Genomic DNA, 20,626 nt, shown 5'->3' with positions numbered 1-20,626 from the left:
GAGCAAAAAACTTTTACAAAAAACAAGGATTCATGGGTTATCGAGAATCTGTTTATAAAAAAATCTGAATATATCTTGTTCAACTAACGGGGCAGCATTCCTGTTAGAAGGATTTGTGCCATCTTGAAAGAAAAAGAGCCCTCTAGTATGATGCTGAGTGTCAACGTCGAAATTGTCCCATCATCAATGAGTTATGGAACCGTATCATACATTTATGGTGCCTAACTTTTTTTTCAACACATAACAATAATTTTATAGGGAGTGGTTTGGGCTGGTATGCTCATTGTGGTAGGACCATATACAACAAGTAAATTTCGGTTTGCAGGATTTAAGGTGAAGGTTTGATCGTTCGGTAATAATATCGGGGTATAATTGGAAATATTTAATTGCAAGTGACCATCGCTACTCACCAGTTGACTGTCAAAATAGTCTACCTTTACATTTTGATAGGCATTATCCTTTTCGATAATGAGAGCTTGATATTGTGGTGGGTAAATAAGAATAACAGGTACATTGACATCATAAAAACCAGTTACACGGTCTCCGATTGAAACCATCACATGGCCAAGAAAATAGGTTGTTGGACTAATAACGAAATTTACTATCGAACCATCTCCTCTTAATAAGGACATTAATTTAAAACACCCATTTAATTCCTCATCTGAACCTACTGAATACTCTTGAATCATGGTAACCGTACCATAAATAGAACTGAATTTTTTCATTTAATTCCCTCCATTTTGGTGAATAATTAACGAAATTGAATTCTTTAGAAACTGGAGCTGAGGAGTTATGCAATGTCTTGAAAGAAATTTCTGTTAGCCTTACAAATTTTATGTTTCTAACGAATAGATATTACTTAATAAATAGTAACAAACAGTAGCTGGAATTCTTTTAGAACGTAGGAAAATGATGATTATAGGTATTATGTAAAGGAGCATGTTATGTATAATTATTACGCTAGGACGAATATAAATCCTCCGAATGTAGTTTCGTTTGCACGTGGAGATGTAACTGGGGATAGAGTACCTGATAATGTCTATTTAACCGGTATAATGACTCCAGCTAGTCCATTTATTCAAAATATCACCCTGCTCGTTCAAGATGGAAGATCTGGCGAGTTAACAAGTGTCCCACTTCGTGAAAATGCAGGCTACAATCCTACTGTATTCTTGGGGGATTTTACTGGGAATGGAGTAGATGATATTTTCATAAGTATTGCTACAGGTGGTAGTGGTGGAATTATGTACCATTATATTTATTCCTTTGTGGATAATACAGCACAATTATTATTTGATTTTAATGTATATAATGAGCAGTACCAATATGAGGTTACTTATCAAGATTATTACAAAGTGGAAGTTGTTAGCATGATAAATAATAAAAAGTACATTATAGACATCTCAACAAAAGACATCGAGTATTTAAATGAAATATATGATGAAAATGGCAAACTGAAGAGTCCTATTACTGGATTTGTAAATCCTCTTAGTGGTTTATATCCTGTAGATTTTGATTTAAATAAACGGTATGAGCTATTGGCCTATCAGAAAATTGCTGGGAGATATAATGCTGATTCTTTAGGGTTTGTTTTGAATACTTTAGCATGGTTGGATAATAGGTTTGTTTTGCAAAATCAGTATGTTGCTATTTTGGGATATTAGGATATCAAATTTATAAAAACCTCATTTAGATACATCACGGGGAACCGTACCATAAGAAAATAAGGTTTTTTAATTCGAATGGAAACAGCTTAACAAAATTTCGTGAAAGTCACTAAAAGGATTTTCGATGGAGTGCCACATGATTGAATCAAAAAACCGATACGACTTGTAAGTTCCGTTGTCTTTCCAATTCCATTGTTTATATTTCACATTGTAGCTTTCTGGGTCTGCAAGTGTCACTAAATGTCCAAGTGACGATGTATTTACCCCCCTCTAAATAGCGTTTCCTTTTTTCGTGCATTTGTTTAACGAAAGAAAGAAATCAAAAGACGAGATAGTGGCGACAGTAGAAACTGAAGAAGATCAGGAGAGGAAGCGTACATTGCTCGAAAGTCTTGGTAAGTCCCCTGAAGAAATTGAAGAGTTGATGAAAACGGAGTAGCTTTTGCTGCTCTTTTTTTATTCGTATAAGATTCTATTTTCTTTGAGTATAGATTCATCGAAGTTTTGACGAGTGCCCATCTACACACCCTGAAAAAATCGGGTGTTTTTGGGCGACTTCCAGTCGTAAATAATGCGTTGCATTGGACTGAGGTGCTTCGATTCAAATAAGGACAGTGAAGTAGGTCGGTTTTATAGATGGGTTCGAAACACTAAAAAGACATCGGCCTATTTTTCGTCTTTTCTATATAAAAAATAGTAGTGCAAACCAATGCTATGGTCTGCACTACCATTTTTTTTAGGAGTACCTAAAAAGAACAAGTTCTTCTGAGTGTGAATTTAAATTTTAGTTTCTCTACTTATTAGTAATCCTGATTGTTTTAAAAAGTTAGAAAGTAGATTAAATATTAGCAAACCAATTACTGTTCCTAAAGTATTCATAATTAAATCATCAATATCGAAACTTCTATAATTATAACCAAGAAAAAGACTAGCTATAGCTTGTGTTGATTCAATAATTAAACTTACTGTGAAACCAATTACAATAACTTTACCCTTTTTTATTACTGGAAAAAGAATTGGTAGGGCAAAGCCTAGGGGCATGAACAATAAAATATTACCCCCAATTTGTTTTATAGCAATTGTAAGAGAACCATAATTCATTGCATCTACAAATGCTTTAAATGGAATGAAATTATTCTTCATCCCCAAATTATCCTCTATCATAATTTCAATTAACTCTTTTTGGTATGGGAATGGAAACAATGTATACACTACTAGACTAGCAGTATAGACAGAAAAAATTATCCAATATAGAAAATGAAGAACAGAAATATAACCCCTGATAAATCTATAACCAAAGAACAAAAGAAAGAAAGAAATAATAATTATACTAGGATATAAAGCATTGAACATATTATAAATCCAGCCCTTCTAAAACTTTTACGATTAGTAATCCAAACTACCTGAACCAGCTTGTTTTTCATAAACATGAATTGGGAAGTAATTATCTCCACCCCAACTAGTCATATTAACAGTACCAGTTACACTACCTTTAGTAGATGTGTATGTTCCAATATATAATTGGTGTGTCATATCGAATGTAAAACTTTTTGTAGCAGCTTGTACAGCTATTGGCATCATCATAATAGCAGTTATAATATGCATGCCGAAAATCTTTGTAATTTTTTCCCTTGTAAAAATAATTACCTTTTCTCAATCAACTCCATTTTTGATGGTAATTTTAGTATAATGATATAATAATTAGAAAACAATACATTTACAAAAATTATCTTTTTTTGTCATAATATGAAATATTCTCATAAAAATATATTGAATATTTATTCATAGGAAAGGAAAAGCGAAACCGCCAAAAACCCGTCAACTCAACGATGTATATTTCGTGAATACCGGATAGTTCGGTGAAAAGAGGAAGAAATGAGAAACCTTAAGGGTTGGTTCGGTGGGGCTAACTTCCGAGTCGTGGTGTTATGTCAACCTAGGATGTATGCGCTATACAACCTGGTTCAGCCATAGCATAAATGTGAAACGGATGATCTCTTGTAGCTAAATCTATTTTCTTCTTTTACTAACTGAACACATTAGTTAAATAAAATAGGCTAATCTTAGATAGTGAATAATTAATCCCTTGTTGGTTTGTGGCAAGGGTTTTTTGTCGGACCAAATTATTTACTAAGTGATCTTTTTTGATATTATTAATGTCAAAGTGAAATAAAACTTTGTTACTCAAAGAACTAAAATGATGTTGTATAATTTTTCTGTGGTAAAAAAAGGAAAATAATCTTGTGAAATAGCAGGATAGTAGTGAAAATAAAGATAATAAATAAAAAAAATCAAGGAGAAAACCAATGAAAAAACACCTTCAACTTTTGCTAGCTTTTCTTTTACTATTTTCGTTTTTCCCAGCAAAAAATCAAGCTGAAACGACAACAGGCAGCACCATTTTCGGTGTAATCAACGAAGACCGAGTCTTAACGAAAGAGGGATCGCCTTATTATCAAACAGGTATTATAGATATCTATCCTGGAGTCACGCTGACGATTGAGCCTGGGGTGCAGTTGATAGGGCAAAATGGGTCATGGATATCGGTTAAAGGCAAATTGCACGCTGTCGGCACCGAACAAGAGCGGATCCTATTACAGGATGTCTATGTACAGGGCAGTGCTTTTAATAACAGCACGATTCAAATTGAATATGCGGATCATTTTCATCAATCAAAATACAATGGCGGCTTTCTGATTACCACAATTAAGAATAATGTTACCCTTCGTCATAACCAGTATCGAAATGGTTCCATCTCCCTTTCGTCATCGATTTTGGATTCAATCATTGAACATAACTTTTTTAGCCAAAAAGCAACTCTAAATGTTAACAATGGACCTGGGAAAATTATTATTCAAAATAACACTTTCATCAATCCACTAGACTATCGTACTCCAGATATAAAGCTGACCAGTAGAGAACCTGACGGTGGAAATGCTAACATTTTTATTAACGAAAACAATTTCTTCGGTTACCCTCGACTGAAGGTGGACATCTCTGGATATAAAGGGATCCTTTTTGATGGAAAAAATAATTATTGGGGCGTGACAGATAATAAACGGATTAATCAAGGGATTGCCGATGTAAATGATAATATTAACTATCGTGACAAGTTAGACATTATTACGGTTTCTTATAAACCGTTTGATAACAGCTACCCTTTAGGAAATTTGGAAGCACCGTTTGTAGCAAATGTTAGTGATCGTGATCAATCGGTGAGCGGCATGACCGATGCGGACAGCCTTGTAGAAATTTACCATGCTGATGTGAAGATCGGCGAGGGGTATTCACTTATAGATGGAAGCTTCCAAATTCCAATCGAACTCCAAAGGGGAGGAACAGAATTAACGATTAAGGCAAGAGATAGTTACAACAGAACCAGCTCAAGCTTCACAGTGACTGTTTTAGATGAAACACCACCAGAAGCCACTGTCGTAAATGAAGTGACTGATAACACAGTAGAAATTACAGGTACAGCGGAGCCATTATCCACCGTTAAGGCAATGGTCGCAGATGTATCTATTGGTACGGATGTTTCAGATGAAAATGGTAATTTTTCGATTGCGATTGGAAAATTAAAGGCAAATACACAAGTATCTGTGACTGCAACAGATGCGTCAGACAATATTAGCGAGGCAACGTATGTAACAGTGGTGGATCGAACGCCTCCATCAGTACCTCAGCTTTTAACCAATGAAATAACGGACCAAACGACCAATATTAGTGGTGTTACGGATAAAGGGTCGATTATTAAACTTGTCGCAAAAGAAACGGTCATTGGATCTTACTATACGGTAGATGGTACGTTTTCAATTAATTTTCAGCCACAAGCAGCCGGAACGGTGATTGAAGTTTTTGCTGAAGACCTGGTCAACAATAGAAGTGAATCAGTTCAATTAACAGTGAAGGATGCTACAGCGCCATGGTTGCTGCTTTCGGATGTTTATCATGTATCAGATGCATCGAAGGAAGTCATCGGCAACACGGAAGCCGGAGCAAAGATTACCATTACGAAGGGTGAGGACTTTGTCGCTGAAGGCTACGCGAAAGAGGATGGAAGTTTTACAATACCGATCGCACTGCAAAAAGCAGGTACAGTCTTAAATGTGATTGCAAGCGATGCTGAAAATAATGTGAGTCCAATCGTTACTACAACGGTAATCGATAAAACTCCACCGTCAGAACCATCAGTTAATCCGGTTACCAATAAAGCAGCCGAAATCACGGGGAAAACGGAAGCTGGAGCAACCGTTAACTCTGTTATAGGTAGTAAAAATTACAGCACCACTGCTGATGTAAATGGCATTTTTAAAATAATAATCCCTGTTCAAAATAGTGGAACAGCGATTTTCGTTACTTCAACCGATCTCGCACAGAACCAAAGTCTGTCCAAAAAGGTGGCCGTTACAAGAATTGCTCCAAATATTCCGGTGGTTAATACGGTAACAAACAAATCGACCACAGTAACAGGGGTAAGCGAAAAAGCAGCCACGGTTATCGTGAAAGCTGGGACTTCATCATATAGCAGCATTGCTGACTCTTATGGAAAGTTCACGGTCAAGATACCTACTCAAAACAGCGGCGTTGAATTGAGCATCACGGCGAAGGATGCAGCAGGAAACATCAGCTTATCGAAGAAAATGCTTGTTACTAGGGTTGCTCCGAATGTCCCGGTTGTTAACGTAGTCAACAATAAATTGGCCGCGGTTACCGGAATAACCGAAAAGTATGCTGTTGTAACCGTTCTGATTGGCACAAAGTCTTACAGCGCTAAAGCAGATAGTGTTGGCAATTTCAAAGTGGCCATCCCGATTCAAAACAGCGGGAATTCAATCAAGGTAACTTCAACCGCAGCTGGAAAGGTTAGTAATACACGATCCTTAACGGTTACTCGAGTCGCACCGAATATACCGGTTGTGAATCCTGTAAGATATTACTCAACCTCCGTTACCGGAAAAACTGAAAAGTATGCAGTTGTCGCAGTAAAAATCGGTACGAAAGTTTATACGTCGAAAGCAAATATCTATGGGAACTTTAAAGTAACCATACCAAAGCAAAAAGCTGGAACCTATTTATATGTATCGGCAAAGGATGCAAAAGGTTTAATTAGTGCAACAAGAACAGTAAAGGTTTATTAAAATGGGAAAGGAGCAGAAACTCCTTTCCTTTTTTGCGTAGATTAAAACCATTGGCGTTTTCGCGCCTTTGGTTTTTTCAGTTTGGGAAGTAGTCAATAAATAAAGTTGAAAATGAAAGGACAAATAAAAACACTTACATAAAGTCTTTAAGACATTCAGTCGCGCACCTAAATTTAGTATCGTATCGGTTACTGAACTTAGATTGTTGAACGAGTTTTTGAACATTAATGAAAGAGTTAACCCTCAGAAAACACTGTAAATATGGGGTGTTCATTAACTCCTAAGTTTTGTTACATTGACAGTAGGTTCAGTTGGTCGAATCGATAATTTGCAGAGTGAACATCCAGGTTCTTGTTCGACTAACGGGGCAGGTTAGTTGAAGAAGGAATTATCGGCTATATTGAAGAATACTATTTTGAAAGAAGCCAGGAGGCCACAAGATGACAAAAGAAGGAAAAAGTAAAATTAGGGAATGGGCAAAAGCACTGTTCTATGGTTTTAAATGATGCTATTTAATATTATGGGTCTCGTATTAACAATAATTATTATTGGGTTAGGGCTTTATTTTTTACTTTTCAAGAAAATTAAAAATAGAAATGGTTCTATACTTGGATATTCCTATTTGTTTGCCGGAGCTATTGGTTTATTTATATTGATGTCACTTTGGTGAGTTTATAACACTTTACGAAACTGGATTAAGTTCTGGTTCCACTGTGTCCAGAACTTTTATCATTTTTTGTCCTTCTTGACAAGGAGGACTTTTTTCATTTCCTCTTCTGATTCGGACGAAGGCGATCACTTCCTAATCCGTGAGTTTTGTCAATATATGATGTATAAGTGATCGGGGTTCAGCCGAGATACGTGTAAAAATGGGTCATAGGCTTACTTTTATTTCCATATCTACGATATACAAAAAAATTAAAGAAACACGAATTTTATAGGCTAAGATATTTTTGGAAGTAAAAACCTTGATTTTCTGCTTAGTGTAAAAAAATCAAGGTTTTTTATTTGTAGAGTGACAATAAAGTTATTTAATTTTTGATGTAGATTACTTCACCGCACTTAAAAATATAACAATAAAGTCGTTTAAATCTAAGAGTTATTTCATAATCGCACCCGATAGTGGAAAAGTGAAGAACGCGAAGGAGTTACATTAATAATCCTCAGTTATTTTACTAAAGCTCCCGTGAACCCAAAAAGAAAAACGTCCCCACATCTTGCAGGAACGCATAATAAACGTTTACTTTTCTGCTGAGATTATTAAGAACATTAGTCTACGAAGTTCTTCTTTCATTTTGGGAATACTCTTTAACATTTCTTCGGAAGGAATTGGTCACTGGAAGTAGGAGAAAACCTCATCGTTTTCACACCAGAGAAACCGGGAACCTACATGTACAGCTGTTGGATGGGAATGATCCGCGGTGTAATCATTTTGAAAGAAGCATAGGAGGAAGTAAAAGCTCCATAAAGAAAATCGGCTGTATCCAATAGAGATAGCTGGTTTTAAAAATATTTAGAAAATCCAGTTGACAGTCCGACTACTACGTGTTACGATATACCTGTAGTAAGTCACACTGGATATCTTCACCACTGAATAGTGAGGTTGCAAAAATATTTTTAAGAAAAATAGTTGACACCTCCGCTACTCAGTGTTACAATGTACGTGTAATAAGCAATACTGAATAGCATGATTTCCCAAAAGCTATTCAGTAAAAATTTCCCTTAGTACTAAGTTATGCTGAATATAAGTCAGACAAAGTAGAGGAGGCTCTGAACATGGAAAATTTAACTGAAATGCTGAAGGGTTCGCTGGAAGGCTGCGTGCTGGAAATCATCAGCCGCCGTGAAACCTATGGCTATGAGATAACCCGCCGCCTGAACGAGCTTGGGTTTACTGAAGTCGTGGAAGGGACGGTCTACACCATCCTCGTGCGATTAGAAAAGAAAAAACTGGTGAACATAGAAAAGAAACCGTCAGATATGGGGCCACCCCGCAAGTTTTACTCACTTAATGAGGCTGGCCGCCAGGAACTTGAATTGTTTTGGAAAAAATGGGATTTTGTATCATCAAAAATCAACGTCTTAAAGTCAATCTAGCTTCATAAGATATTCCGTACGATATTTTTGGAGTGTCTTGTTCAGCTTTATTAAAAAAGGAGGAAAAATAACATGATGGAAATGTTCAAAAAAATGATTGGTGATAAAAAAGAATACAAGATGATGATGGCACGGGTTGAAGTCCTGCCAGAGGACTACCAGTTTGTATTTAAGAAAATTCAAAACTACATGTGGAATTTCTCAGCGGGCAACGGGATGGATATGCTACACATTCAGTATGAATTAATCGAGTTGTTCGAAGCCGGTGCGGCGGAAGGCAGACAAGTGCTGGAAATCACTGGGGCCGACGTGGCGTCCTTTGCCGACGAACTAGTGGCAAACGCTAAAACCTATGTCGCCAAGTATCATGAAGATTTGAATCAGAGTATCATGAAGCGATTGGGAAAAAATAAATTCAATAGATAATACCGACTGAATAGCTGGTTACAAATGTGAATTGCCACCTTCGCTATTCAGTTATATTTTTAACCTGGTAATAAGTTATACAGATTATCAGTCAGACTAAGTAGAAGAGTATAGGAGGAAAAAAGTATGAGCAATGCAGCGATTTCTGTAAAAGGGTTAAAAAAATCCTTTAAAGACAAGGAAGTCTTAAAGGGGGTGGATTTTGAGGTGCGGCGTGGCGAAATTTTCGCACTGCTGGGCTCAAATGGAGCGGGCAAGACGACGACGGTCAACATCCTCTCGACGCTGATGAAGGCCGATGGCGGCGAAGTAGGTATTTGCGGCTTTGACGTCCAGCGTCAACCGGATCATGTTCGCCAGAGCATCAGCCTGACAGGGCAGTTCGCAGCTTTAGACGGCATGCTCACCGGGCGGGAAAACCTGATGATGATCGCCAAGTTGCGGGGAGTTTCCAATCCCGCTCAAGTCGCCGACAATTTGCTTGCAAGATTCAGCCTGACCGATGCGGCCAACCGCCGGGCAGACAAATATTCCGGCGGGATGAAGCGCCGGCTTGACATCGCCATGAGCCTGATCGGGACGCCAGCAGTCATTTTTCTCGACGAACCGACGACAGGTCTTGACCCTGAAGCGCGGATTGAAGTCTGGGAAACCGTCAAGGAGCTTGCCGGCGGCGGCACGACCATCTTGCTGACGACCCAGTACCTGGAGGAAGCCGAACAACTGGCGGACCGTATCGCCATCCTGCATGGCGGAAAAATCATCACGACCGGTACCCTTACCGAACTCAAGGAGATGTTCCCGCCAGCGAAAGTGGAGTACATCGAGAAGCAGCCGACATTGGAAGAAATTTACCTCGCGATCATCGGCAAAAAGGAGGAGATGTAAATGAAAAGCAAAACAGGGGTATTACTAGGGCGTTTAATGCGCAACATCATGCGCAGCCCGGATACGATTATCACGGTGGCGATTACGCCGATTATGATGCTGCTGCTGTTTGTCTACGTATTTGGCGGCGCCATAGAGACAGGCACGGACAACTACGTCAATTATTTATTGCCGGGAATCTTGCTGATGGCTATCGCATCCGGCGTCGCTTACACTTCCGTGCGGCTGTTTACGGATGTAAAGAGCGGGCTGATGGCGCGTTTCATTACCATGCCCATCAAGCGCTCGTCGGTATTGTGGGCTCACGTGTTGACCTCGCTTGTTTCCAATGCGCTTACTATCGTGGTGGTTATCCTCGTCGCGCTCTTGATGGGCTTCCGTTCCAGCGCTGGTATCCTGGATTGGCTCGCGGTAGCTGGGATACTCGGGCTGTTTACGCTGGCGCTGACATGGCTGGCGGTCATTCCCGGATTGACAGCGGGGTCTATGGAAGGGGCGACAGCCTACTCGTACCCGCTGATTTTCCTGCCGTTTATCAGTTCGGCCTTTGTCCCCACCGAAACCATGCCTAAAATTGTTCGTGCGTTCGCTGAGAACCAGCCCGTGACTTCAATCGTGAATGCGATTCGTGCCCTCTTGTATGAAGGGTCTGTTGGCAACGGTATCTGGATCGCGCTTGCCTGGTGCGTTGGCATCATGGTCGTCGCTTACTTCTTCGCCAATAAACAATTTAAACGCCAGTTAGGGTAAGTACACCATTATGGGATTAGCCATATCAATAGTCAGCCACTGAAGATGAATGCATTTGCTATCACATGGAAGGCTGCTTAAATGCCGGGGCAACCATCGATGAAATCATGGAACCCCTCAAAATTGGTGTGATTAGTGGCAGCTCGATCACTTATCCCAACGCGAGGATTGCCATGCATACTTTAGAAGAATTTACAGCGGGTAGTGCTCTTTCGCAGGAGGAGAAATCAAAAGAATAAAGCCCATAGATATAATTGACAGTATAAGATGACGTTGTTTTTGTGAAAATGCGTTAACCAAAGCGAAAAGGTTTTACTGAAACAAAAGTATATTTAAGAAACGAAGGTAAGTTCATTTGTGATGTTGTTTTAATAATAAATCCTACTAAATCCTATATAACTAACGGGGGCTTTAGTTCAATAAGAACACAATAAAAACAGCCTTAAAGTGGTCCTTTTATATATCCACAATATTATTTAACAAAGCTTTTAGATGATGAGTATCAAAGAAAATAAGCTTCGCACTAAATCATGAAAAATGAACGGACCTGCCAAAATTGCATCTTTGGCAGGTTACTTTATAGATTCAAGGTGTCGATTCTGTCGTTTCCAAATGGTAACAAAAAAAGGTACTCAGATTTCCAGGTAGCTAAGGACGGAAACCAGACTTAGGAAAGCTCCTTCGTTCTCCGGTCAATGGTACAGTAGGGTGTAGTCTAATGCAGACGAGGAATTTCTGCCCCATAATTGCCCAAACTTGATATAACAAAAAAAGCGATCTCTTTTTCACCAGGGATCGCTTTCATTTATAATTTAATTAAATCTACAACTGTACCGGTTCGTGCATCGGCAAAAAATTCAAATTGTTCGATTTCACCTTCACGAACGCGTGATATACCACCACGGTAAACATCTGTGGAAACGGCTTGACGATTAAAAGGTTCTGTCTTCATGTAAATCCAAGATCCATCAATCGGACCTTCTGCTTTAAACGATTGTTTTATACCATGTAAAACAAGTTCTGCTGGTTTTGTTGGTTCGATTCTATGAGCAACTTCCCGGATTAAAAAACCTGCTGCCACACCCGTAGAAAACCCAATCAGTAAATCTCTCTTCTTCATTAACATACCTCCTAATGCATCGGTTTTTTTCAGTTTATCATAAGTTGCATGTACAAACAGAGTTTACTTTTCAGAATTAATTAATTCGAATTGCGAAATAACAGGTGGAAATGTTCAGAAAAATCAACTACAATATGAAAGAATGCAAGTACTTAGGGGGATATAACTTTGAACTCAGAAACACTACAATTATTTAAAACGCTAACTGAACTTCCTGGAGCTCCTGGTAATGAACATGCTATGAGAAAGTTTATGAGAAGTGAACTAGAAAAATACTCTGATGAAATCGTTCAAGACCACTTAGGTGGAATTTTTGGATTAAAAAAAGGGGACGATTATGGTCCTCGCATCATGGTTGCGGGTCATATGGATGAAGTAGGTTTTATGGTGACACAAATCACGGAAAATGGAATGATACGATTCCAACCTTTAGGTGGTTGGTGGAGCCAAGTGTTACTTGCACAACGTGTGGAAATTATTACTGAAAATGGTCCTGTAATTGGGGTTATTGGTTCAATTCCACCTCATTTATTAAGTGATGAAGTGCGCAACAAACCAATGGATATTAAAAATATGTTAATTGATATAGGTGCAGATGATTTAGACGATGCTTTGAAAATCGGCATTCAACCAGGACAACAAATTGTTCCGATTTGTCCTTTTACCCCAATGGCAAATAATAAAAAAATATTAGCTAAAGCTTGGGATAATCGCTATGGATGTGGACTTGCAATCGAGTTACTGAAAGAGCTTAAGGACGAGATATTACCGAATACGTTATATTCAGGTGCCAATGTAATGGAAGAAGTAGGATTAAGAGGAGCTCAAACAGCTGCAACTTTAATAAAACCAGATTTGTTCTTTGCTTTAGATGCTAGCCCTGCAAATGATATGTCAGGATCTAAAACAGAATTTGGTCAACTTGGAAAAGGAACATTATTACGCATTTATGATCGATCAATGATTACTCATCGTGGGATGCGTGAATTTGTTTTAGATACTGCTGAAACTCATAATATTCCATATCAATATTTCATTTCACAAGGTGGAACTGACGCTGGCCGTGTTCATATGACAAATGAAGGTGTGCCAAGTGCAGTTGTAGGAATTTGTTCAAGATACATTCACACAGCGGGCTCTATCATCCATACAGATGATTATGCAGCTGCAAAAGAATTAATTGTAAAACTTGTAAGATCAGCGGATAAAACAACACTTGATACCATTCGTCAAAACGTTTAAAAAAGTGCCTGAAAAGGCGCTTTTTTTGTGAAATAAGATAGTAAGTATAGTTAAGCTACTCCTTCGAACTTAGGGATTGGTTTCCGCCCACTCACTGCGGATTTTCGACCACTCAACGTGATTTTTCAACCACTCAATGGAGGTTTCCGACCATTCAACTTAGGTTTTCGACCACTCACGTAACGTTTCCGACTATTCGCGTGGAGGAGGACACCATTCCTCTGGAGAAAGACAGAAGTTTCCAGATTTGAGAGGCCAGGTCCACATTTCATGGTGTCGAACTTTAAGGCACTCTCCGCTTTTTTAATGCCAAAGCATAGGGGGTTCTCAATATTAAAATAGCCATTGGAACAAAAAATCAAGCTAAAAATAAAGCAGTGCAAAGTATATGTTTACAACTTATTCACGATCCCGACTTCATCTCCTTTGATGTTCCTTCAAATGTATCTGAACAACCTTTTGGGGACGAAGAAACTTTACAAGGTGCAAAAAATAGAGCTAGGCAAGCATACACCGAGGCGCAAGTTACTATGGCTTTTGGACTTGAGGGTGGAGTCAAAGACTTAGATGGTCAACTTTTCATCTGTAACTGGGGAGTTCTTCAAACAGAGAAAGGAAAACAATATATAGCTGGTGGTGCACAACTTCCTTTACCACAAGAAGTGGCACTTGCTATTCGAAATGGAGAAGAACTTGGTCCCGTAATGGAACGCTATACGGAGCAAGTTGGCATACGACATAATGAAGGCGCTGTCGGAGTTTTTACGAGCAATATCGTTAAGCGAGCAGATATGTTTGAACACATTGTTAAACTCTTATTAGGTCAATACTTCAAAGACTATCCTAGCCATAAAATGACTTAAGTTGCAACGATATGGGAAGCATATTAAAATAGAATACAGTGTGTTAATTGAATGGAGGAAAAATCATGCGAAGAAACTGGTTGCGAATTGTAATCGCACCCTTTCTAATAGTGGCATTGGCTGCTTGTTCACCTTCTGCTGAGGATCAAACAGGAGAAGGAATTAAAGCCGCAAAAGAAATTTTCCAAGATGAACCAACTAAACCTAATGAGCAAGTAGAAAGTGTAAAATTATTTGTTCCAGTCGGTTTTTCTATACAAGAGAATTCCGATGACACGAACATCGTGTTAACAAAGAATAGCAATCCTTACGTTTTATTTATTAATCCAAACGAAAAACAAAATAGTCGTTTGTTTTATGATTTAGTTCAAGCTGAGAAAAAAAATAACATTTATGCGTTAGAAACTTATGAGCAAAATAATCGCTTTGGTTTCATTGCTGTTTTACCATCAGGTGAGGAGCAATTCGAAATCATTACAAGTATCGGCGGTGTAAAGTTAACGACAATCTCTGATGAAGATAATATTCTTTCGAATATAGAGAAAATGATGAAGATTGTTCGATCAGTAAAAATAGAAAGTTAAAGGGGGATTTTGATTGAGAGACTTACAATCTGTTGAAGAATTTCAAGCATTAAAAGCAACAGAAGACGTAGTGTTTTTATTTACTGCCGGCTGGTGTCCAGATTGTCATTTTATCGATCCATTTATGCCTGAAATAGAAGAGGAATACAAATCGTTCACGTTCATTTCTGTTAATCGTGATCAATTTATTGATATCTGTGCTGAACATGATATTTACGGAATTCCAAGTTTTCTAGTCTTTAAAAATGGCATTGAAGCTGGACGATTCGTCAGTAAAGACCGCAAAACAAAAGAAGAAGTAGAAACTTTCTTAACTCAACTTTTATAAAAATATGTCCAAGAAATCCGTCAGCTACTTCGAACGGGCTTCTACACTTTTAAAAAATAAAAATAGAGCGGTTCCGCCTAAAAGGTGAGAACCGTTTCATTTTGAAAAGGACGTGACATGTTGAAACCACAACAATTGGTTGAACGATTAAAACAAGAATTACCGAATCCTTCTTTTACTTGGCAACATGATCAAAAGACTGATCGTGTAAGATTGCATCATACGAAACTTAATAAAGGGATGGAGATTTCACTTCCTGAAATATTAGCAAAATATGAAGTAAGTAAAGATAAAGCGATTCACTCGGTTGTTTATACCATCAGCCAAACGTTTGAAGCAATGGAACAAGAGTCCTTAGGTCTAGCAAAATCAACTTCACATATTTTTCCTGTTATCCGTTCTACGTCTTTCCCTGTGAAATCAAATGAAGGACATGATTTTGTTGTAACAGACCATACAGCTGAAACGCGTATATTCTATGCTTTGGATTTGGGGAATACATATCGATTATTGGATGTAGACATGTTAGTTCAATTGAATATAACTGACTTAGAAGTTAAAGAAGCAGCTAGATTCCAAGTGAGAAAACTTTCAACTGAGTTAAAAGAAGATCATGTAACTGGAAATATTTTCTATTTCCTTAATGCAAACGATGGTTATGATGCAAGTCGTATCTTAAATGAACAATTTTTGAAAGAGATGCGAGTTAAAGTAGAAGGGGATATGACATTATCTGTTCCCCATCAAGATGTGTTAATTATCGGAGATATTCGAAATGAAGCAGGCTATGATGTTCTTGCCCAATTAACGATGCACTTCTTTACAGTAGGTAAAGTGCCTATTACATCTTTATCGTTTATCTATGAAGATGGAGAACTTGAACCAATATTTATTATGGCCAAAAATCGTGTACAAAAGGAGAACAAAGAATAATGAACATATTTTACAACACAAAAGGTGTAGGGGATGTACTTTTAGTTCAACTTACAACAACTAATTTTGAAGAATTACAAACTGAATCAAAAGGTGACATCACACTTATTAAAGATGCAAAAACGGCTAAAGTTGGCGCGTTTAATGTCTTCAATGCTAGTAAATATCTAGAATTAACAGAGTCAGGATCTGTTGAAGTGACAAAAGAAATCGTAGAAACTTTACAACAATTGCTTACTAAAAATGATTTGGAATTAGAATTAGAGGTAGACTTTACACCTAAATTTGTTATTGGTTACGTTGCATCTAAAGAAAAACATCCAAATGCGGATAAATTGAATGTTTGTCAAGTCGAAGTTGGGGAAGAAACTCTTCAAATTGTTTGTGGAGCACCTAATGTAGAAGTTGGTCAAAAAGTAGTTGTAGCTAAGATCGGAGCGGTTATGCCATCTGGATTAGTTATTCGACCAGCTGAACTCCGTGGAGTTGCATCAAGTGGAATGATTTGTTCGGCAAAAGAGTTAGCTATACCAAATGCACCAGAGGAAAAAGGGATTTTAGTAGTAGAAGATCATAATGAAATAGGATCAGCTTTTCAAGTATGATCTAGGTAAAACTCTGTGTATTCATTAAATTGAATACGCAGGGTTTTTTTGTCGTATCAATATTACTATCAAATCTAGTAGCAAACCTGTTAAAATAGAGACATTGACACGAAAAGAGGGTTTGCAATTGAATTGGTTTACCAAAGCATTTAAAAAAGTATTTTCTGATGAAGAGCAGGATCTTGAAGAGTATATTGATGAAAATGAAGCACCTACATATAGAGAGTCTAAAACACCTTTTCGATTCCCACTAATAAGTGATGATGAAAAAGGTCGTTTTGGTGAGGAAGAGTACGTAGATAATTCACAAGAAGAACATAGACCATTGTATATGCATAAACAATGGCAGCAACAGCGACAAAATACAGTAGTTCATCAAGCAACTAAACCGAGTCTTGAGTATGTAAGCCAGCCAATTAAACGAGATATTAGCCAGGAAGTAAAGCCGAGGATAACAAAAGTACCAGTTCAGACGAAGACTTTCAAACCAACTGAAGTTCCGTCTCCGATTCACGGTTTTAATCGACCAAAAATAACACCCATTGGTGAATTATTGACCAAAAAGAATGCTGAGGAAGTGCTGGCTGAAACTGCGGTTACAATCTTACAGCCAAAAAAACATATACCGATTAAAACCACTGAGCCAGTTAATGTTACTCCAAGCGAATCTGTCATTATCGCTCCGAGTGAACCAGTAATAATAGAACAACATACCATAGTAGAAACAAAACCGGTTCAAGAGACACCTGTTAAGGTCGAAGTGCCAGTCGGAACGATTCAAACTGTCGAAGAAGTTGTACCTGTTTCTTCGGTTGAGGTTGAAAAACCAACAACTGAAAAGGTCAAGAAATCACTTCCGTTTAATGTCATGATGTTAAATTCAGATAAAGAAAAATATGAAAAAAAGAAAGTTCCAACAAATTCAGCCCCTTCTATTAAGCAAGTACTTCCGGATAAACCGGTCATTAAATCTACAGTTGTTCCAGCTGTCAAGAAGTCGATAATTGAGCAGACTGTAACCATTGAATCTGTTACGGAAGAGGAAGAACTTGTAGTTGGGTATACCTTTCCAAAGGAACACTTTTTAGTATCACCTGAGCAAAAGACTCAAGATTTCGATTGGATGCAAATGCAGGCAGATCGCTTAATAGAAGCCCTATCTTATTTCCAAGTAACAGCGGAAATTATCCAAATGGTCCAAGGACCTGCTGTTACTCAATTTGAAATAACTGTTGGACAAGGTACGAAAGTGAGCAAAATTCGTAATTTAGCAGACGATTTAAAATTGGCCCTTGCAGCGAAAGATATACGTATTCAAGCGCCGATTCCTGGAAAGAGTTCGATTGGTATTGAGATACCAAATCAAACGTCAAGACCTGTCCGATTGTCTGAAGTTGTTGGAAGCTCTAATTTTATAGATTCGGATTCGCCTCTTGAAGCGGCACTTGGTTTAGACTTAACTGGAAAACCGGTAACCATTGATTTACGAAAAATGCCACATGGTTTAATCGCAGGTGCTACAGGGTCAGGTAAATCAGTATGTATTAATTCGATACTCATCAGCTTATTATATAAAGCAACTCCAAAAGAATTAAATTTATTACTGATTGATCCTAAAATGGTCGAATTAGCTCCATTTAATCATATTCCTCACCTCGTTAGTCCAGTAATAACGGACGTTAAAGCTGCTACTGCTGCATTGAAATGGGCAGTTGAGGAGATGGAACGTAGGTACCAGCTTTTCGCACATACAGGTGTTCGTGATATTACTCGATACAATGCGATGGCAGACGAAAAGAGACAATTTGCGCAAAAACTGCCTTATTTATTAATTGTTATAGATGAATTAGCTGACTTAATGATGATGGCACCAACAGAAGTAGAGGAATCTATTTGTAGAATTGCTCAAAAAGCTCGTGCATGCGGAATTCATTTAGTTGTCGCTACACAACGTCCATCAGTTGATGTCATAACCGGCCTTATTAAGGCTAATATTCCGACACGTATTGCTTTCTCTGTATCATCTCAGATTGATTCTCGTACCATTCTTGATGTCCAAGGGGCAGAACGATTACTTGGACGTGGGGATATGTTGTATTTAGGTAATGGGATGTCTGCACCGATTCGGTTACAAGGAACTTATGTAACAGACGAAGAGATGGACGAAATTATTGAACATGCACGTAGCCAAGGAGAGCCATCTTATTTATTTGAGCAAGAGGAACTAGTTCGTCGATTAGAAGTGGCTGAGGATAAAGACGAGTTATTTGAAGAAGCTTGTCGCTTTATTTTAGACCAAGGCTCTGCTTCGACTTCGTTATTACAACGCAAATTCCATATTGGTTACAACCGTGCAGCTAGGTTGGTAGACTTAATGGAGAAACATGGCTATGTTTCGGAGTCAAGAGGAAGCAAAGCACGAGAAGTATTTATTACAGAAAATGACTTGGAACTCCTATTTAAAGATTAAAGGATTTGACTAACTTAATAATTGTGGGAACAATTGTTCAATTCGAGACAAGATTAAATGATGATATAATAGGGTAAGAGAATAGTGGAAATAAAGTATGGGCACCTTTCCCAGGAGGTTTAATCAAATGACAGTGTTTCATTTTACAGGAATAAAAGGGTCTGGCATGAGTTCACTTGCACAGATTTTGCACGATGCAGGAAATCAAGTTCAAGGTTCTGATATAGATAAGCATTTCTTTACAGAAGAGCCATTACGAAAACGTGATATCAAAATTTTGCCATTTAATGCAGATAACATTCAAGAAGGCATGACAGTTATAGCAGGTAATGCGTTTAAAGACGATCATGAAGAGTTGATTCGTGCTAATGAAATAGGAGTCGAAGTAATTCGTTATCATATCTTTTTAGGCAATTTGATGAATCAGTATACCTCTATCGGGATTACAGGTTCACACGGTAAAACATCAACCACTGGTTTAATGTCACATGTCTTAAGCGGATATGCACCTACTTCTTATTTAATTGGAGATGGTACTGGTCATGGTGAATCACAAGCTGAATTTTTTGCATTCGAGGCTTGTGAATATCGTCGTCACTTTTTAGCGTACCACCCTGATTATATGATAATGACCAATATCGATTTTGATCATCCAGATTATTTCTCAGGTATTGAAGATGTGGTAAGTGCATTCCAATCTATGGCTTTACAAGTGAACAAAGCGATTATTGCTTGCGGTGATGATGAGCATCTTCAAAAAATTCAAGCAAATGTACCTGTAGTGTTTTACGGATTTGGTTCTAACAATGATTTTGAAGCTCGAAATGTGACGAAAACTACGTCAGGTTCAACGTTTGATGTATTTGTTCGCAACGAGTTTTATCTTAAATTTGAAATTCCATTTTTCGGAGATCATGCTGTTTTAAATGCACTTGCGGTTATTTCGTTATGTAATTACGAAGGTATCCCAGTTGAGGTGATTCAGCAGCAATTACTTTCATTCGGTGGTGTTAAACGTCGTTTTACTGAGAGTAGAAAAGGCAATAGAATATTAATAGATGACTATGCTCATCACCCAACTGAAATTAAAGCAACAATCCAATCAACTCGTCAGAAATATCCGGATCGTGAGATAATTGCGATTTTCCAACCGCACACATTTTCCCGCACTCGAACTTTTTTAAGTGAATTTGCTGAGAGTTTAGAGGGTGCCGATTCCGTCTATTTATGTGATATTTTTGGTTCAGCCCGAGAAAATGTTGGAGAATTAACGATTCAGGATTTGTGTGATTTAATTAATGATTGTGTCATTCTTAAGACTGAAGAAATTGACGTATTACTTAAACATGAAAATGCTGTTTATTTATTCATGGGTGCTGGAGATGTACAAAAATTCCAAGCAGCTTTCGAAGCTAAAATTTAAAAAACTAAAGAAAAATAACTCTAGTTAAATATAAACTAGAGTTTTTTTTTTATTTTAGCAGGAGATAACTTGTTTTTGTAGAATAAAATTAA

General features: G+C 37.9%; 20 protein-coding genes and 1 pseudogene. 16 read left to right on the top strand and 5 right to left on the bottom strand.

Annotated features, from left to right (window positions below):
- Positions 1-233: 233 nt before the first annotated feature.
- Positions 234-725, bottom strand: coding sequence for a hypothetical protein (locus C8K15_RS05675; protein ID WP_108585456.1), 492 nt, complete (start codon positions 723-725; stop codon positions 234-236).
- A 219-nt stretch (positions 726-944) separates the two neighbouring features.
- Between C8K15_RS05675 and C8K15_RS05670 the strand changes: the two genes are divergently transcribed.
- Positions 945-1,664 (top strand): spore coat protein, encoded by a 720-nt coding sequence (locus C8K15_RS05670; RefSeq protein WP_108585455.1) that lies wholly within the window; start codon positions 945-947, stop codon positions 1,662-1,664.
- A gap of 89 nt (positions 1,665-1,753) precedes the next feature.
- Here the strand turns inward: C8K15_RS05670 and C8K15_RS21325 are convergent, their stop codons facing one another.
- Complete coding sequence (locus C8K15_RS21325; protein WP_369973710.1) at positions 1,754-1,816, bottom strand: hypothetical protein; 63 nt, start codon at positions 1,814-1,816, stop codon at positions 1,754-1,756.
- A gap of 143 nt (positions 1,817-1,959) precedes the next feature.
- Here C8K15_RS21325 and C8K15_RS20235 point away from each other — a divergent pair, with 143 nt between their 5' ends.
- Complete coding sequence (locus C8K15_RS20235) at positions 1,960-2,106, top strand: hypothetical protein (protein WP_369973709.1); 147 nt, start codon at positions 1,960-1,962, stop codon at positions 2,104-2,106.
- Positions 2,107-2,507: 401 nt separating this feature from the next.
- On the opposite strand, the pseudogene C8K15_RS05665 reads toward C8K15_RS20235, so the two are convergent.
- Positions 2,508-3,020 (bottom strand): annotated as a pseudogene (locus C8K15_RS05665) (VanZ family protein); the annotation flags it as partial.
- Positions 3,021-3,053: 33 nt separating this feature from the next.
- Positions 3,054-3,272 carry a hypothetical protein gene (locus tag C8K15_RS05660; RefSeq protein WP_108585453.1) on the bottom strand — a complete coding sequence of 73 codons (219 nt, stop codon included), beginning with the start codon at positions 3,270-3,272 and terminating at the stop codon, positions 3,054-3,056.
- 701 nt (positions 3,273-3,973) lie between these two features.
- On the opposite strand from C8K15_RS05660, the gene C8K15_RS20100 reads away from it, so the two are divergent.
- From C8K15_RS20100 to C8K15_RS05615, 6 genes are all read left to right on the top strand, one after another.
- Positions 3,974-6,805 (top strand): Ig-like domain-containing protein, encoded by a 2,832-nt coding sequence (locus C8K15_RS20100; protein WP_146173638.1) that lies wholly within the window; start codon positions 3,974-3,976, stop codon positions 6,803-6,805.
- Between the two features lie 1,776 nt (positions 6,806-8,581).
- The gene (locus C8K15_RS05635) at positions 8,582-8,902 is read left to right on the top strand and encodes a PadR family transcriptional regulator (protein ID WP_108585449.1); all 321 of its coding nucleotides are present in this window, start codon (positions 8,582-8,584) and stop codon (positions 8,900-8,902) included.
- A gap of 72 nt (positions 8,903-8,974) precedes the next feature.
- Positions 8,975-9,328: a DUF1048 domain-containing protein gene (locus C8K15_RS05630; protein WP_108585448.1), complete on the top strand. Its 354-nt coding sequence runs from the start codon at positions 8,975-8,977 to the stop codon at positions 9,326-9,328.
- Between the two features lie 126 nt (positions 9,329-9,454).
- Entirely contained in the window at positions 9,455-10,216 is a 762-nt protein-coding gene (locus C8K15_RS05625; protein ID WP_108585447.1) for an ABC transporter ATP-binding protein, read from the top strand.
- Positions 10,217-10,966 (top strand): ABC transporter permease, encoded by a 750-nt coding sequence (locus tag C8K15_RS05620; RefSeq protein WP_108585446.1) that lies wholly within the window; start codon positions 10,217-10,219, stop codon positions 10,964-10,966. It abuts the gene before it with no gap.
- A 65-nt stretch (positions 10,967-11,031) separates the two neighbouring features.
- Entirely contained in the window at positions 11,032-11,205 is a 174-nt protein-coding gene (locus C8K15_RS05615) for a carboxymuconolactone decarboxylase family protein (RefSeq protein WP_199224066.1), read from the top strand.
- Between the two features lie 566 nt (positions 11,206-11,771).
- On the opposite strand, the gene C8K15_RS05605 is transcribed toward C8K15_RS05615, so the two are convergent.
- Positions 11,772-12,086 (bottom strand): PepSY domain-containing protein, encoded by a 315-nt coding sequence (locus C8K15_RS05605; protein WP_108585445.1) that lies wholly within the window; start codon positions 12,084-12,086, stop codon positions 11,772-11,774.
- Positions 12,087-12,254: 168 nt separating this feature from the next.
- Here C8K15_RS05605 and C8K15_RS05600 point away from each other — a divergent pair, with 168 nt between their 5' ends.
- From C8K15_RS05600 to murC, 8 genes are all read left to right on the top strand, one after another.
- Complete coding sequence (locus C8K15_RS05600) at positions 12,255-13,328, top strand: M42 family metallopeptidase (protein ID WP_108585444.1); 1,074 nt, start codon at positions 12,255-12,257, stop codon at positions 13,326-13,328.
- 332 nt (positions 13,329-13,660) lie between these two features.
- Positions 13,661-14,191, top strand: coding sequence for a DUF84 family protein (locus C8K15_RS05595; protein ID WP_108585443.1), 531 nt, complete (start codon positions 13,661-13,663; stop codon positions 14,189-14,191).
- Positions 14,192-14,256: 65 nt separating this feature from the next.
- A complete protein-coding gene (locus C8K15_RS05590) occupies positions 14,257-14,775 on the top strand; it encodes a hypothetical protein (RefSeq protein WP_108585442.1) in 519 nt (172 codons plus the stop codon).
- A 13-nt stretch (positions 14,776-14,788) separates the two neighbouring features.
- Positions 14,789-15,103, top strand: coding sequence for a thioredoxin family protein (locus C8K15_RS05585; protein WP_108585441.1), 315 nt, complete (start codon positions 14,789-14,791; stop codon positions 15,101-15,103).
- A 120-nt stretch (positions 15,104-15,223) separates the two neighbouring features.
- Entirely contained in the window at positions 15,224-16,036 is an 813-nt protein-coding gene (locus tag C8K15_RS05580; RefSeq protein WP_233260387.1) for a DUF1444 family protein, read from the top strand.
- On the top strand, positions 16,036-16,641 hold the full coding sequence (ytpR, locus tag C8K15_RS05575; protein ID WP_108585439.1) for a YtpR family tRNA-binding protein: 606 nt from the start codon (positions 16,036-16,038) through the stop codon (positions 16,639-16,641). Before C8K15_RS05580 ends, ytpR begins: the two co-directional genes overlap by 1 nt.
- A 127-nt stretch (positions 16,642-16,768) precedes the next feature.
- Positions 16,769-19,111, top strand: a complete 2,343-nt coding sequence (locus C8K15_RS05570) for a DNA translocase FtsK (protein WP_233260386.1) — start codon at positions 16,769-16,771, stop codon at positions 19,109-19,111.
- 127 nt (positions 19,112-19,238) lie between these two features.
- Entirely contained in the window at positions 19,239-20,534 is a 1,296-nt protein-coding gene (murC, locus tag C8K15_RS05565) for a UDP-N-acetylmuramate--L-alanine ligase (protein WP_108585438.1), read from the top strand.
- Positions 20,535-20,626: the final 92 nt, after the last annotated feature.

This window comes from Paenisporosarcina sp. OV554, from assembly GCF_003058165.1.
Classification (GTDB): domain Bacteria; phylum Bacillota; class Bacilli; order Bacillales_A; family Planococcaceae; genus Paenisporosarcina.
The sequence above is the reverse complement of the archived record's forward strand: the minus strand, read 5'-3'. Positions and strand labels throughout refer to the sequence as shown.

Bases quoted from the DNA above. Each gene is read 5' to 3' on its own strand.
- C8K15_RS05675 (WP_108585456.1), bottom strand. From the start codon at position 725: ATGAAAAAATTCAGTTCTATTTATGGTACGGTTACCATGATTCAAGAG.
- C8K15_RS05670 (WP_108585455.1), top strand. From the start codon at position 945: ATGTATAATTATTACGCTAGGACGAATATAAATCCTCCGAATGTAGTT.
- C8K15_RS05660 (WP_108585453.1), bottom strand. From the start codon at position 3,272: ATGCATATTATAACTGCTATTATGATGATGCCAATAGCTGTACAAGCT.
- C8K15_RS20100 (WP_146173638.1), top strand. From the start codon at position 3,974: ATGAAAAAACACCTTCAACTTTTGCTAGCTTTTCTTTTACTATTTTCG.
- C8K15_RS05635 (WP_108585449.1), top strand. From the start codon at position 8,582: ATGGAAAATTTAACTGAAATGCTGAAGGGTTCGCTGGAAGGCTGCGTG.
- C8K15_RS05630 (WP_108585448.1), top strand. From the start codon at position 8,975: ATGATGGAAATGTTCAAAAAAATGATTGGTGATAAAAAAGAATACAAG.
- C8K15_RS05625 (WP_108585447.1), top strand. From the start codon at position 9,455: ATGAGCAATGCAGCGATTTCTGTAAAAGGGTTAAAAAAATCCTTTAAA.
- C8K15_RS05620 (WP_108585446.1), top strand. From the start codon at position 10,217: ATGAAAAGCAAAACAGGGGTATTACTAGGGCGTTTAATGCGCAACATC.
- C8K15_RS05615 (WP_199224066.1), top strand. From the start codon at position 11,032: ATGGAAGGCTGCTTAAATGCCGGGGCAACCATCGATGAAATCATGGAA.
- C8K15_RS05605 (WP_108585445.1), bottom strand. From the start codon at position 12,086: ATGAAGAAGAGAGATTTACTGATTGGGTTTTCTACGGGTGTGGCAGCA.
- C8K15_RS05590 (WP_108585442.1), top strand. From the start codon at position 14,257: ATGCGAAGAAACTGGTTGCGAATTGTAATCGCACCCTTTCTAATAGTG.
- ytpR (WP_108585439.1), top strand. From the start codon at position 16,036: ATGAACATATTTTACAACACAAAAGGTGTAGGGGATGTACTTTTAGTT.
- murC (WP_108585438.1), top strand. From the start codon at position 19,239: ATGACAGTGTTTCATTTTACAGGAATAAAAGGGTCTGGCATGAGTTCA.